General features: G+C 60.7%; 14 protein-coding genes. 4 read left to right on the top strand and 10 right to left on the bottom strand.

The features are described 5' to 3' along the window. Positions 1-2: 2 nt before the first annotated feature. The 4 genes from M2A_RS12185 to petA form a co-directional block, all read right to left on the bottom strand. Positions 3-881 (bottom strand): S-methyl-5'-thioadenosine phosphorylase, encoded by an 879-nt coding sequence (locus M2A_RS12185; protein WP_045447869.1) that lies wholly within the window; start codon positions 879-881, stop codon positions 3-5. 120 nt (positions 882-1,001) lie between these two features. Further along, on the bottom strand, positions 1,002-1,838 hold the full coding sequence (locus M2A_RS12180) for a cytochrome c1 (protein WP_244444450.1): 837 nt from the start codon (positions 1,836-1,838) through the stop codon (positions 1,002-1,004). Positions 1,839-1,856: 18 nt separating this feature from the next. Continuing rightward, positions 1,857-3,278, bottom strand: a complete 1,422-nt coding sequence (locus tag M2A_RS12175; protein WP_045447867.1) for a cytochrome b — start codon at positions 3,276-3,278, stop codon at positions 1,857-1,859. Between the two features lie 11 nt (positions 3,279-3,289). Continuing rightward, positions 3,290-3,865: a ubiquinol-cytochrome c reductase iron-sulfur subunit gene (gene petA / locus M2A_RS12170; RefSeq protein ID WP_045447864.1), complete on the bottom strand. Its 576-nt coding sequence runs from the start codon at positions 3,863-3,865 to the stop codon at positions 3,290-3,292. A gap of 295 nt (positions 3,866-4,160) precedes the next feature. Between petA and M2A_RS12165 the strand changes: the two genes are divergently transcribed. Continuing rightward, the gene (locus tag M2A_RS12165) at positions 4,161-4,625 is read left to right on the top strand and encodes a tRNA (cytidine(34)-2'-O)-methyltransferase (protein ID WP_439645675.1); all 465 of its coding nucleotides are present in this window, start codon (positions 4,161-4,163) and stop codon (positions 4,623-4,625) included. 22 nt (positions 4,626-4,647) lie between these two features. Here M2A_RS12165 and hemN read toward each other — a convergent pair whose 3' ends face one another. Then, positions 4,648-5,973 (bottom strand): oxygen-independent coproporphyrinogen III oxidase, encoded by a 1,326-nt coding sequence (hemN, locus tag M2A_RS12160; protein ID WP_045447859.1) that lies wholly within the window; start codon positions 5,971-5,973, stop codon positions 4,648-4,650. A 246-nt stretch (positions 5,974-6,219) separates the two neighbouring features. Between hemN and hemF the strand changes: the two genes are divergently transcribed. Continuing rightward, positions 6,220-7,107: an oxygen-dependent coproporphyrinogen oxidase gene (gene hemF / locus M2A_RS12155; protein WP_045447856.1), complete on the top strand. Its 888-nt coding sequence runs from the start codon at positions 6,220-6,222 to the stop codon at positions 7,105-7,107. Between the two features lie 13 nt (positions 7,108-7,120). Beyond that, on the top strand, positions 7,121-7,597 hold the full coding sequence (locus M2A_RS12150; RefSeq protein ID WP_052379449.1) for a YbaK/EbsC family protein: 477 nt from the start codon (positions 7,121-7,123) through the stop codon (positions 7,595-7,597). 197 nt (positions 7,598-7,794) lie between these two features. Here the strand turns inward: M2A_RS12150 and M2A_RS12145 are convergent, their stop codons facing one another. From M2A_RS12145 to M2A_RS12125, 5 genes are all read right to left on the bottom strand, one after another. After that, positions 7,795-8,919 (bottom strand): hypothetical protein, encoded by a 1,125-nt coding sequence (locus M2A_RS12145; RefSeq protein WP_045447854.1) that lies wholly within the window; start codon positions 8,917-8,919, stop codon positions 7,795-7,797. A 10-nt stretch (positions 8,920-8,929) separates the two neighbouring features. Next, on the bottom strand, positions 8,930-10,177 hold the full coding sequence (locus M2A_RS12140; protein WP_244444449.1) for a CCA tRNA nucleotidyltransferase: 1,248 nt from the start codon (positions 10,175-10,177) through the stop codon (positions 8,930-8,932). 135 nt (positions 10,178-10,312) lie between these two features. Continuing rightward, positions 10,313-10,576, bottom strand: coding sequence for a DUF6111 family protein (locus M2A_RS12135; protein ID WP_045447851.1), 264 nt, complete (start codon positions 10,574-10,576; stop codon positions 10,313-10,315). Beyond that, a complete protein-coding gene (locus M2A_RS12130) occupies positions 10,573-11,205 on the bottom strand; it encodes a CoA pyrophosphatase (protein WP_045447849.1) in 633 nt (210 codons plus the stop codon). Before M2A_RS12130 ends, M2A_RS12135 begins: the two co-directional genes overlap by 4 nt. Continuing rightward, complete coding sequence (locus M2A_RS12125) at positions 11,202-11,864, bottom strand: DUF1285 domain-containing protein (protein WP_081875602.1); 663 nt, start codon at positions 11,862-11,864, stop codon at positions 11,202-11,204. Before M2A_RS12125 ends, M2A_RS12130 begins: the two co-directional genes overlap by 4 nt. Before the next feature lie 207 nt (positions 11,865-12,071). Here M2A_RS12125 and M2A_RS12120 point away from each other — a divergent pair, with 207 nt between their 5' ends. Further along, positions 12,072-13,070 (top strand): AAA family ATPase, encoded by a 999-nt coding sequence (locus tag M2A_RS12120; protein WP_045447847.1) that lies wholly within the window; start codon positions 12,072-12,074, stop codon positions 13,068-13,070. Positions 13,071-13,090 lie beyond the last annotated feature (20 nt).

Genomic DNA, 13,090 nt, shown 5'->3' with positions numbered 1-13,090 from the left:
ACTTATCTGTTCAACACGCGGCCAGCCACCGCTTCCAGTTTTTTCATCAGCGCCGCATCGCGCGCCTCGGGCGGCGTGATGATGGCGAAATCCAGCACCTTGTCGAAACCCATCGGGCACGGCTCACGCTCGCCCGGCCCGATCTGGCCGACGATATGCTTGAGCATGTCCTGCGCCTTTTCCGCGTTCTGCCGCAGCACCTCGACCACATGGGTCACCGAGACATCGGGCTCGTCATCATGCCAGCAATCATAATCCGTCACCATGGCGACAGTTGCGTAATTGATCTCCGCTTCCCGCGCGAGCTTCGCCTCGGGCATGTTCGTCATGCCGATCACCGAGCAGCCCCAGGAGCGGTAGAGATGGCTCTCCGCGCGCGAGGAAAATTGCGGGCCTTCCATGACGATATAGGTGCCGCCGCGTTTGTGAGCGATGCCAAGCTCCTTGCAAGCCTTCTCCGCATAATCCCCAAGGCGCGGGCACACCGGATCGGCCATGGAGACATGGGCGACGCAGCCCGGCCCGAAAAAGCTCTTCTCGCGGGCAAAGGTGCGGTCGATGAACTGATCGACAATGGCGAAGGAGCCGGGCGGCAGATCCTCGCGCAGCGAGCCCACGGCGGAAACGGAAAGAATATCCGTTACCCCGGCCCGCTTCAGCGCGTCGATATTGGCCCGGTAATTGATGGAGGACGGCGTCTGCCGGTGCCCGCGCCCGTGACGGGGCAGGAAGACCATGTCCACGCCGCCCAGCGTGCCCATGCGCAACGCGTCCGAGGGTTCGCCGAAGGAGCTTTCCACCTTCTCCCAGCGGGCATTTTCAAGCCCCGGGAGGTCATAGACCCCGCTGCCGCCGATTACGCCGAGAACCGTCTTTACCATGCGCGCGCCTTTCCTGAAGATTTCCGCCCAAACCCGGGCGCGAACCTATCAAAAACGACAAGGATGACCATAAAAAAGGGCCCCTGAGGGGCCCTTTTCAGCGCGTATGAAACGCGAGTATCAGTGCTTGTCGGCCCAGAGCTTGCGGCCGGCGAAGTAGAGAAGCCCTGCCAGAACCGCCAGGAAGACCATCACCTGGAAGCCAAGCTGATGACGCGCTTCCAGTTTCGGCTCGGACGCCCAGGTCAAGAAGGCCGCCACGTCGCGGGCATATTGATCGACCGTCATGGGCGTCCCGTCTTCATATTCGACGATTTCGTCGAACAGCGGGTTTGCCATGGCAATCTGATGGCCGCCGAAATAGGCGTTGTAATTCATGCCGGGCGACATCGGGAAACCCTGCGGGGGTTCTTCATAGCCCGTGAGCAGCGAGTAAATGTAATCGGCGCCGCCGGAACGGGCTTTCACGATCACCGAGAAGTCCGGCGGATAGGCACCGCCATTGGCCGCACGGGCGGCGTTTTCGTTGGCGAACGGTGCCGGCATCGGGTCTTTCGGCTCGCGGGCGCGCATGAACATGTCGCCATATTCATCCGGACCGTCTTCGATCTCATATTCGGCCGCCAGCGCCTTCACCTGCGCTTCGGAAAATTCCGGCCCGCCTTCTTCGGCAAGGTTGCGGAACTTCACCAGATCCATGGAATGGCAGGCCGCGCAGACTTCCTTATAGACCTTGTAGCCGCGGCGCAGCTGGCTGCGGTCGAAGGTGCCGAACGGCGCTTCGAAAGACCAATCGGCATGTTTCAGCTCAACATTGCCGGCGGCCTTGGCCGGCACGCTGGCAAGAAACATCATGCCCAGGGCCGTTATCGCCGCTGTCGCGATATAGGGCGCCACGCGCGACAAGCGCGTGAACACACAAGGACGGGCGGCTTGGTTCAGAGCTTCGTTTTTCATGATCATCCCTCGGCCCCCTTACGCATCTTTCTCGGCCAGAACGGCCTTGGAAATGCTTTCCGGAAGCGGCTTGGTCTTTTCGATGAGCCCGAGCAGCGGAAGCAGGATCAGGAAATACGCGAAGTAGAGGATCGTCAGCACCAGGCTGAGCGATGCCACATCGAAAGCGTAATCCACCCGTTCCACTTCAACGCCATAGACACCGCCCTCGATCACGTCATGCTTCTTGAACATGTCCGCCGTGGCGTCCGTCTGGCTCACCGCTTCTGCGATCGCCGCATCGGCTTCGGCCGCGCTCTCATAAGTGCCGATCACTTCGCTGCTCGTGAAAATGGTGCGGTCGGGCGACTGCCCGCCTGCCCAGCCGAGGCCGAGGCACACCACCACGAAGAGGAAGAAGAACTGGCGGAACAGCGGACGGAAGCGCGCCGAGCGCACTTTCGACGTGTCGAGCCAGGGCAGCACAAAGAGAATGGCGATCGAACCGAACATGGCGATAACGCCGCCCAGCTTGGAATCGATCGGGCCGATATCGAAGGTGATCGCCCGCAAGATCGCGTAGAACGGCAACAGATACCATTCCGGCACGATGTGCGGCGGGGTCTGCAGCGGATCGGCTTCGATATAGTTATCCGCGTGGCCGAGCACATTCGGGTTGAAGAACACGAAATACGCGAAGAGCAGGAGGAAGACCGTCAGGCCCAGCGCATCCTTCACCGTCATGTAAGGATGGAAGCTGACCGTGTCCTGCTTGTCCTTTACCGAGATGCCGAGCGGATTGTTGTTCCCCGGCACGTGCAGCGCCCAGATGTGAAGAACGACGACGCCCAGAATGATGAAGGGAATGAGGTAGTGCAGCGAGAAGAAGCGCTGCAGCGTCGGATTGCCGACCGCAAAGCCGCCCCACAGCCATTCGCGGATGGCATCGCCCACCAGCGGAATGGCGCCGAAGAGGTTCGTGATCACCGTGGCGCCCCAGAAGCTCATCTGCCCCCAGGGAAGCACATAGCCCATGAAGGCGGCTGCCATCATGAGGAGATAGATGATCACACCCAGGATCCAGAGCACTTCGCGCGGCGCCTTGTAGGAACCATAGTAAAGGCCGCGGAACATGTGGATATAGACCGCCAGGAAGAACATGGAGGCGCCGTTCGCGTGCACGTAACGGATCAGCCAGCCATAGTTCACGTCGCGCATGATGTGCTCGACGCTATTGAAGGCAAGGTCCACATGCGGCGTGTAATGCATCACCAGGATGATGCCGGTCACGATCTGCGTCAGAAGGCAGAAGGTGAGAATGCCGCCGAAAGTCCACCAGTAGTTGAGGTTCCGGGGTGTCGGATACTCAAGCATGTGGTGGGCGAGGCCCATAATGGGCAGACGCTCGTCGAGCCAACGGGTAAAGGCGTTCGACGGCGTATAGGTGATTTCATGGCTCATAATACGCCCCCTCAGCCAATCTTGATCCGGTCGTCGGACAGGAAGGAATAAACCGGCACTTCCAGGTTCTGGGGCGCCGGGCCCTTCCGGATACGTCCGGCCGTGTCGTAGTGCGAGCCGTGACAGGGGCAGAACCAGCCGCCGAAGTCACCCTTGGCATCGCCGACTTTCTGGCCCTTGGGCACGCAGCCCAAATGGGTGCAGATGCCGACCATGACCAGCCATTCTTCCTTGCCTTCCGCCGCGCGGTTCTCATCCGTTGCCGGCACATCGCCGGAAAGGTTGTCGTTGCGCGCGATCGGGTCCGGCAGGATTTCCACCGGGACCGATTTGGCCTCTTCCACTTCCGCAGCCGTACGGCGGCGCACGAAGACGGGCTTCCCGCGCCATTGCACGGTAATGCTCTGTCCGACTTCGATGGAGGAAAGGTCAACTTCGATGGATGCCAGCGCAAGCGCCGATGCATCCGGATTCATCTGATCGATCAGCGGCCAAATGGCTGCCGCGCCGCCGACTGCCGCAAAAGCGCCGGTCGCGACATATAGAAAATCGCGCCGTGTCGGCTCATCCGTGTCGATGTGTGCCACGGTTGAGGTCTCCCTGATTCATCACTTAAGGGCACCCGCCTGCCCGGGATGTCTTCCCTGACACAAACGCCACCCCATCCGAACTGCATGGCACGAGCCTTTGCCCTCCCAAGCTCAGGCCGCCCAGCACCCGCATATGTGCGGCGTTTGTGGCACTGTCTTCACAGATTGTCCAGACCCGCCATCGGGAAATGTGGCAGGATGCCGCAAGCGGCAAGGCTAAGGCGCAACCTGCGCCCCCTGCTCACTTTTTTCCGTTTGGCGGCCCGCCCCGTACCGGGGTATGGAACGGCTCATGCGACTTGCCCTTTACCAACCCGACATTCCGCAGAATACCGGCACTATTCTTAGGCTGGGCGCGTGCCTGGGCGTTCCCGTGGATATTATCGAGCCCTGCGGCTTTCCCTTCTCCGACCGGGGCCTGCGCCGGGCGGGAATGGACTATGTGTCGCATGCAGAAATCCGCCGACATGCCGACTGGCAGGCCTTCCAGGACGCCCGGAAGCCGGAAAACCGGCTGATTTTGCTCACCACCAAGGCCGCCGAACCCTATACAGGCTTCCGATTCGCCCCCGGCGACACGCTGCTGCTGGGCAGGGAAAGCGCGGGCGTGCCAGAGGACGTGCACGCTGCCGCCGATGCCCGCCTTCTTATTCCGCTCGCCCCCGGCGCCCGCTCGCTCAATGTGGCGGTCGCCGCTGCCATGGTACTGGGCGAGGCGCTGCGCCAGACGCAAAGCTTCCCCTTGCCGGGAGCTTGAGCCCGTCTAGACCGCCCCCCCTCTAGACCGCCTTTGAATGGCGGACCTCTTCGCCGTAATGCAGATAGGCATCGAAGAGGGAGGCGACGACGCGCACGAAGGGCCTGCCCTTTTCGGTAATGCGGATAAAGGTGCCCTGCCGGACCACCAGCCCGTCTTCCACGAGCGGCGCCAGGCGCTCGACCGTATCGGGGCTCGAAACCGGGGCGATATTGGCTTCCATATGGCACATGAGCTCATTAATGATGTCGCGCCGCACCCGGTCCTCCGAGCTCAGCACCGCCCCGCGCACCACCGGCAGCCGGCCCGCCTTCACCTCTTCCACATAGCGCCCGATGGCCGGCTCGTTCTGCACGTAGCCTTTGGGCATCTGCCCGATAGCCGAGGCGCCGAAACCGACCAGCACATCGGCATCATCCGACGTATAACCCTGAAAATTACGCTGCAACGTGCCCTCGACCAGCGCCTGGGCAAGACCGTCATCCCGGCGGGCGAAATGGTCGAAGCCGATCGCCACATAGCCAAGCGCGCGCAGCCGCATGGCCGCCGCCTGGCTCTGCTCGAACCGCTCGCCCAGCCCCGGCAGCGCCGCCTCGTCGATGAGCCGCTGATGGGTCTTCATCCAGGGCACATGGGCATAGCCGAAAAGGGCGATCCGGTCGGGCGAAAGCCCATGGGCAAGGTCCACCTGCTCCAGCACCGAATCCACGCTCTGATGCGGCAGCCCGTACATCAAGTCGAGATTGACGGATTTGACGCCGGCGGCGCGCACAAGTTCCACCGTTTTGGCGGTCAGCGCATAAGGCTGAATGCGGTTGATGGCGCGCTGCACCTCCTCGCGGAAATCCTGCACGCCGATGCTCACGCGCGTTACCCCGCTCTCTCCAAGCGCTGCGATATAATCGGCGCTTGCCGTGCGCGGATCGATCTCCACCGCAAGCTCGCTCGCCTCATCGAACGTGAACCGGGAACGCACATGGGCCACCATGCGCAGCCAGTCTTCCGCGCTCAGCATGCTCGGGCTGCCGCCGCCCCAATGCGCGTGCGCCGCGCGCATCGGCCCCGGCGCGGCCGCCGACACCAGATCGACTTCACGCAGCAATATGTCGAGATAGTCTCCGACAGGCGCATACCGCCGCGTTGCCTTCGTGTGGCAGCCGCAGAACCAGCACATCTCCCGGCAATAGGGAATGTGAAAATATAAGGAGAGCGGTTGTTCCGGGCGCAGGGCCGCAAGCCAGTTGCGGTAAACCCCTTCGCTCACCGCCCGGCTGAAATGGGGTGCGGTCGGATAGCTCGTATAGCGGGGCACGTTCACGCCGTATTTGACCGCAAGCGCCTCGTTCATTCTCGCTGTTTCCGGCATCCACACCTCATCCGGCTTACTGTCACTGCACTTCGCCGGCCTTAGCCGCGCGGGGGCCTTGCGGCCCGCAAGCTGATGGGGGAAAGTAGCGCCGCATTTCAAAAGGCGCCTTGATCCAGGTCAGACTGCCGGGAGAAACCCGGCTGCGGCGAAAAAGCGCGCCTTAGCTTTCACTGCGCAGCCCCTGCGCCATCTTTCACTGCGCAGCCCCTGCGCCCAACGAGCCGGATGAACGACGTGCCCGATATCGAAAACGCAAAAAGCCGTGCCCGCGCCTGGTTCGAAACGCTGCGCGATGAGATTTGCGCCGAGTTCGAAAAACTCGAAGACGCGCTGGAAGGCACCGCCTTTGCCGGTGAGGCGCCGGGCCGTTTCGAGCGCAAACCCTGGACGCGCGGGGACGGCAGCGAGGATCAGGGCGGCGGCACCATGTCGATCATGAAGGGCCGCGTGTTCGAGAAAGTGGGCGTGCATACCTCCACCGTATATGGCGAATTTTCCGAAGAGTTCCGCGCGCAAATTCCCGGCGCCGACAAGGACCCGCGTTTTTGGGCCAGCGGCATCTCGCTCATCGCCCATATGCAAAACCCGCATGTGCCCGCCGTGCATATGAACACACGCATGCTGGTGACGCAGGACTGGTGGTTCGGCGGCGGCGCCGACCTCACGCCTGTTCTCATGGCGAACCGCACGCAAGACCACCCCGACAGCGTGGATTTTCACGCCGCCATGAAAAAAGCCTGCGATGCGCATGGGGAGGATTACCACGCCCGTTTCAAAAAATGGTGCGATGAATATTTCTTCCTGCCCCACCGGAATGAAGCGCGCGGCATTGGCGGTATTTTCTACGACCGCCACAATACCGGCGACTGGGAAAAGGATTTCGCCTTCACCCAGGATGTGGGCCGCACCTTCCGCGACATTTATCCCGTGCTCGTGCGCCGCCACATGAATAAAGACTGGAGCGAGGCGGAGCGCGAGGAACAGCTCATCCGCCGGGGCCGTTATGTGGAGTTCAATCTGCTCTACGACCGCGGCACCACTTTCGGGCTGAAGACCGGCGGCAATGTGGACTCGATCCTGTCCTCCATGCCGCCTGCGGTGAAATGGCCCTAAGCAGGTAACAGCAATGGCAAAGGGCGAAACGGCGGCGCAGCGCTTTGTCCGCCTTAACGGCATTCCCGGCACCTTTCACGAAATCGGCGTGCCGAAAGACCGCAAAACCTCCGCACTTGAAATGGCTAAGGCAAGCGGCCTCGATCCTGCCCGGCTTTTCAAAACATTGATCGTGCTGGCCGACGCCAAAACCTTCGCCATGGCCATCGTGCCAGCGGACAGGGACCTTGACCGCAAGGCGCTCGCCCGGCTCATGAAAGCCAAGCGCGTCGATCTTGCCCCGAAAGAAAAAGCCATCAAACTCACCGGCTACCAAATGGGCGCCTGCGCGCCGCTCGGCCAGAAGAGTGCGCTTCCCGCCTTTCTCGATGAAAGCGCGTTCGGCTTTGCCAGCATCTATGTCAGCGGCGGGGCCTACGGCCTCGAGCTTGAAATCGCGCCGGGTGTTTTGCTGGACGCGGTAAAGGGAACGAAGGCGGTGATTACCTGACGGCCCCTCCCTATCGTCACCCTCGCGCTTGACGCGAGGGTCCATGCAGACACTGCGGCATGGCGTGACGCTGTTTGGACCCCGGCTCGGGGGCCGGGGTGACGGCTTCTATCTGAAGCACCGTCTTGCCACAAACAATACGCGTCACCCCGGGCTTGTCCCGGGGTCCATGCAGCCTGCTTTCTAAACAACTATATTCAAGCAGAAAGTCTGAACTTCCGGCGAAGCGCAAAAACACTCAAGGCCAGCAAGGTTGTCGCGACCAATCCTTCAAACACCAGAAAAATCTGAACCCACCAATTCGAAGCAACGATCGTTACCGACCGGCCAACCCCCAATAGATTGCCAAATAGTGTCAACGGCTGAAGAGATAAAATCGCTGAGCGGGACAGAGAGCCAGCGACCTCCGGGCTGCAAACGGCTTGCTGAATACCGCGCGGATCGTCGCATGCGCCATTCGCAATAACGGCACCATCCACGGCACACAGGAGAAGGATTGAAGCAGCCCACACGCCAAGCAGAATTAGAAGAGATCTGCCAGCCGACGCGCCATAGTTCGAAGAAAAACCATAGAACCAACTCACCATGGCATCAAAATAGCTTAGCTCCTCTCGCTCAACAGCCATTTCCAAGCTGTGAAAGAGCGAAACACCCGGTCCATTCTGCAAACTAGCAAGATGCGCTCGCATGTTGCGATACGGTTGGGCACCGGAGAGTCCATAAACTTTTGTATTTTTAGGAAAGAAAACGGACTGAAACGAGACGGACCCAGTGAATGGTAAACCAGCGTGCGGGTTCGGGATCGACATATTCAAGATCGAGCCACCACGTACTCTAAAATCAGTGACACTATTCGCCGCCAAAGAAAGAAACCCGATATGCGCTTCTTCTATCTCAAGCTTCAAATGGGAATTCTCTCGCACAAAAAACTGTCGCACGTCGCTTTTTCGAACTTCCACCATTCCGTATTCAGAATGATTAATGAATTCGATGCGAGACAATTTTTTTGCACCTGATATCGTCACCCCCTTACACGCAACTTCAATCTCGACCGGTTGATCTCGTCTAGCTGAAAAATCAAGCATCCAGACTTTATCGGGCTTTAGATCAATTATAATTTTCCCAATGGCGACATCGCGAACGGCAGCCGACAGTAACTTCCTAGCTATCTCATACTCGTCGGGTGTCAATTCAGTCGTGTAACGAACCCTTCTGTTCAATTCTGCGGAAAGCTTATCAGAGAGAACGAAATTCCGTCCTTTCCGAGGAGAACCCGCATCAACCAAGAAATTCAACGCCTCACCTTTTGGCGGCTTCGGCATATTAAACCCCTCAATAAACCGTCGCCTGCACCACCGCTTTCAGGCGCTCGATGATCGAAAACTCATCCTCGATGAAATCCGCATCGACCCACCATTCCTCGACCTCGCGCATGACGCGGCCGATTTCCGGCCCGTCGGGCACACCGGCGGAGCGGACCATCTGGCCCGTCAGCGGCAGCTGCGGTTTTTCCCAGCTATCGGCCATGGCCAGAAGCGCGCGCCATTGCACGGAATTGGCGAGCTTTTTATCCGCCGCCCAGCCGAGCATGACGCGGTCCTTGAAAAGCTCCGGGCCCATCCAGTAAAGCGCGCGGCGCATCTCACGCATCGACATATAAGAGACGATCTTCGTTTGATCCGTATGCATCCGGATCAGACGGTCCCGCTCCTTGTTGGAAAGACGCAGGCGCTCGGCAAGTTTGCGGATGCCCGCTTCGTCGAGATCGATCAGCGCGCCGAGCCGCATGATGGGATCGGAAGTGAAAAGCTGATCGGTTTCGATCGCAACCACACGCTCCAGAAGCTCGGTGCGTTCGGCCTCCGGCAGCACTTTGGAAAGAATACCGCTTGCCGCCATCTGGCGAATTGCGGCAGGCGCATTATCCGCGCCCAGAATTTTCAAAAGCTCCATGCGCACCCGCTCGCCCGACAACTGGGCAAGGCCTTCCTTTTGCGCGGCGCAGGCTTTCAACCCTTCGGCATCGGGCTCGCCTTTGCCATATTGCGCGTGGAAGCGGAAAAACCGCAGGATGCGCAGATAATCTTCCTTGATGCGCTCAGAGGCATCGCCGATGAAGCGCACGCGGCGCGCTTTCAAATCCTCGCGCCCGCCCAAAGGATCGTGCACCGTTCCGTCGCTATCGGCATAAAGCGCGTTCATCGTGAAGTCGCGGCGCTTGGCATCTTCCAGCCAGTCGCCGGTAAAGGCGACATCGGCGCGCCGCCCGTCCGTTTCCACATCGACACGCAAGGTGGTGATTTCGAAATGCCGCCCATCGGTCACCGCCGTTACGGTGCCATGGTCGATCCCGGTGGGGATGACCTGCACGCCCGCCTTTTTCAACCGGGCGATCACTTCCTCAGGTTTGAGCGCCGTTGCGATATCGATATCGACAACGGGCTCGCCCAGAAGCGCATTGCGCACGCAGCCCCCGACGAAACGGGCCTCGCCCTCCCCCAGCGCCTGCATGATCTTCACCGTCGCCGCGTCGCGGATCCAGGTTGCCAGTTTCAGCTCGCCCTTGCTTGCCTCGCTCACGTCACACCTCCTATGCGGCGCCTGACCCTGAGCATGCCTTTAGAACGTCCCCAGACCGGCGGCCTTATCCTTGATTGCTTCAACATATAAGCCCTTGGAAGGCGGGGCGAAAGGACCGCAATTGCCGCAGGCAGTTTAGCGGAAACCGCCCGGCACGATCTCGCCGTTTTCAAGGCGTGCAGGCACATATTCCTTGCCGACTTCCGAGCCGTCGAAGACCGCGAAAAGCCCGATCGAGGCAAGCACGAGCCCGATCCCGGCCAGCACCAGCCAGGCATGGGGCGGAGCTTGATCGCTCTCCCGGCTCATCCAGCCGAGCCGGCGGGCGGCAAGCACATAGAGCCCGTACAGCATGAAGGGCAGCAGGAAGAGAAAGGCGTTGAGAAGCAGGCGGCTCATGGCGCGTACACCCTGTCATACATGTTTTTCAGCATTCCCGCCGTCGCCCCCCAAATGTAATGGCCCTCATAAGGCATGGCGTAATAAGCCCGCCGTTTGCCCCGCCACATGATGCTATGGCGTTCATGGTGATCAGGGTTCATGAGAAAAGACAAGGGCACCTCGAAAGCTTCCGCCACCTCGTTGGGATCGATCTTCAGCGTGAAATCGGGTTTGACGAAGCCGACAACAGGAAGAATCCGGAAGCCCGTGCCCGTTTCATAAGGATCGAGGAAGCCTGCGATTTCCACAAGCGAGGGATCGAGGCCGACTTCTTCTTCCGCCTCGCGCAGCGCCGCTTGCGCCGCGGTCTCCCCTTCTTCCACCTTGCCGCCCGGAAAGGCGACCTGGCCGGAATGGGAATTGAGATGATCCGCGCGCCGGGTGAGCAGCACGAAGACGCCCTCTCCCCGCTCGATAAGCGGCACAAGCACGGCGGCAAGGCGCAAGCTCTTGCGCTCGGAAGGCTCCACCCATTCATCCGGATTGAGATCGTGATCGCCGCGTGTCTTCACGCCGTTCAGCACGATGTCGGCAGGCGGCATGTCCCGGTCGATCGCGCCGAGGATCTTTTCCCGGTAAGCGTTCATTGGGCAGGACCGGTCACATCCGCGGCAAGGGCGATGGGGAAAAACGTGCCGCCGCTCCACACCCCGAACCAGCGCTCGCCTTCCCAGTCCTCTTCCGTGCCGATCTCCACAAGATCGTAAAAGACCGCGCGGTTGATCAGCGCTTCAAGATCGGCGCGCACATGCACATAAGGCGCGGGCTCGCCGCTTTCCTTGTCGATGACAAAGCGCATCGGGTGCTCGGGACCGGCTTCCGTTTCATCGCCCACATTGGTGGTGAAGGTCAGGCGCTGGTCTTTGCCCTCCCCTTCCACCTGCATCGCCACGGCGACGAAAGGCGCGTCATCCACCGTGATGCCGATCTTTTCCACCGGCGTGACGAGATAGTATTTGCCGTCATCATCGCGGCGCAAAACCGTCGAGAAAAGCCGCACCAGCCGTTCCCGCCCGATGGGCGTGCCCAGATAGTGCCAGCTGCCGTCGCGCTTGATTCGGATGTCGAGCTCGCCGCAATAAGGCGGGTTCCACAGGTGAACCGGCGGCAGCCCTTTTTTCTTTTTGCCGCCCGTCTCTTTATTGGCTTCTTCCGCCGCGCGGGTGATCTCTTTCAGCGCATCGCCGGGATTGCCGCTCAAACCGGCAGAACCGGCAGGTTTTTCGCCGCTCTTGGCCTCCGCCATCGGTTTTGCCTCCTCTATCTTCCATTTTAAGCCGTTTACACGGCTTTACGTGGGCATCTCACGCCTGCTTGACTAGGCGCGGGCGGGCTCCAACGTCATAATCGGGCCATAAAGACCGCGAAAACTGAGCAAATTGGGGCTTTTCGCCCATAAGCGCCCCGGCGCATGCTTATCCACCGCAACGCTCTTCAGGATATATGTAGGACAATGAACACGGTCAGTGAAGCAGAGGGCGATATCGTCCGCGAAGTCGAAACGGCCGGTGCCCGCATCGCCGAAGCGCGCAGCGCCGTTAACGACGTGATTTTCGGGCAGACGAAAGTCGTCGAGGAAACCTTCATCACGCTGCTGGCCGGCGGCCATGCGCTGCTTGTCGGCGTGCCGGGCCTCGCCAAGACGCGCCTTGTGCATACGATGGGCGTTGTGCTGGGCATGGAAGACAAGCGCATCCAATTTACCCCCGATCTAATGCCCGCCGATATTGTGGGTTCGGAAGTGCTGGAGGAGAACGAACAAGGCCGGCGCAATTTCCGCTTCATCAAGGGTCCCGTTTTTTGCCAGCTTCTCATGGCCGATGAAATCAACCGCGCCAGCCCGCGCACCCAGTCCGCGCTTTTGCAGGCGATGCAGGAACAGCATGTGACGGTGGCCGGCCAGCGCTATGAATTGCCGCGCCCCTTCCATGTGCTGGCAACGCAGAACCCGCTGGAACAGGAAGGCACCTACCCGCTGCCCGAAGCCCAGCTCGACCGTTTCTTACTGCAGATCGATGTGGATTATCCCGACCTTGCCGCCGAACGGCGCATGCTGCTTGCCACGACGGGCCTCGATGAAACGCCGGTCCGCCAGATTTTGAGCAGCGAGGAGCTGCGCAGCGCCCAGCGCCTGGTGCGCCGCATTCCCGTCGGCGAACAGGTGGTCGATGCCATTCTGGAACTTGTGCGCTCGGCGCGGCCCGAAGAGGCAAATGTCGCCGAAGTGACGGAGCATGTCGCCTGGGGTCCCGGCCCGCGCGCCAGCCAGGCCTTGATGCTGGCCGTGCGCGCAAGGGCGCTGACCGATGGCCGTTTCTCGCCCTCGATCGACGATGTGGCGGCCCTCGCCGCGCCGGTGCTGCGCCACCGCATGGCGCTCAATTTCGCCGCGCGGGCCGAAGGCATTACCATTCCCGGTGTCGTCGACCGGCTTGTGCAACGGCTGGGCTGAGCGCGCACCGTTTTAAAGAT

This window comes from Tepidicaulis marinus (genome assembly GCF_000739695.1).
Classification (GTDB): Bacteria; Pseudomonadota; Alphaproteobacteria; order Parvibaculales; family Parvibaculaceae; genus Tepidicaulis; species Tepidicaulis marinus.
The sequence above is the reverse complement of the archived record's forward strand: the minus strand, read 5'-3'. Positions and strand labels throughout refer to the sequence as shown.

Bases quoted from the DNA above. Each gene is read 5' to 3' on its own strand.
- hemF (WP_045447856.1), top strand. From the start codon at position 6,220: ATGAACGACGTGCCCGATATCGAAAACGCAAAAAGCCGTGCCCGCGCC.
- M2A_RS12130 (WP_045447849.1), bottom strand. From the start codon at position 11,205: ATGAACGCTTACCGGGAAAAGATCCTCGGCGCGATCGACCGGGACATG.
- M2A_RS12165 (WP_439645675.1), top strand. From the start codon at position 4,161: ATGCGACTTGCCCTTTACCAACCCGACATTCCGCAGAATACCGGCACT.
- M2A_RS12145 (WP_045447854.1), bottom strand. From the start codon at position 8,919: ATGCCGAAGCCGCCAAAAGGTGAGGCGTTGAATTTCTTGGTTGATGCG.
- M2A_RS12180 (WP_244444450.1), bottom strand. From the start codon at position 1,838: ATGAAAAACGAAGCTCTGAACCAAGCCGCCCGTCCTTGTGTGTTCACG.
- hemN (WP_045447859.1), bottom strand. From the start codon at position 5,973: ATGAACGAGGCGCTTGCGGTCAAATACGGCGTGAACGTGCCCCGCTAT.
- M2A_RS12135 (WP_045447851.1), bottom strand. From the start codon at position 10,576: ATGAGCCGCCTGCTTCTCAACGCCTTTCTCTTCCTGCTGCCCTTCATG.
- M2A_RS12150 (WP_052379449.1), top strand. From the start codon at position 7,121: ATGGCAAAGGGCGAAACGGCGGCGCAGCGCTTTGTCCGCCTTAACGGC.
- M2A_RS12120 (WP_045447847.1), top strand. From the start codon at position 12,072: ATGAACACGGTCAGTGAAGCAGAGGGCGATATCGTCCGCGAAGTCGAA.
- M2A_RS12175 (WP_045447867.1), bottom strand. From the start codon at position 3,278: ATGAGCCATGAAATCACCTATACGCCGTCGAACGCCTTTACCCGTTGG.
- M2A_RS12185 (WP_045447869.1), bottom strand. From the start codon at position 881: ATGGTAAAGACGGTTCTCGGCGTAATCGGCGGCAGCGGGGTCTATGAC.
- M2A_RS12125 (WP_081875602.1), bottom strand. From the start codon at position 11,864: ATGGCGGAGGCCAAGAGCGGCGAAAAACCTGCCGGTTCTGCCGGTTTG.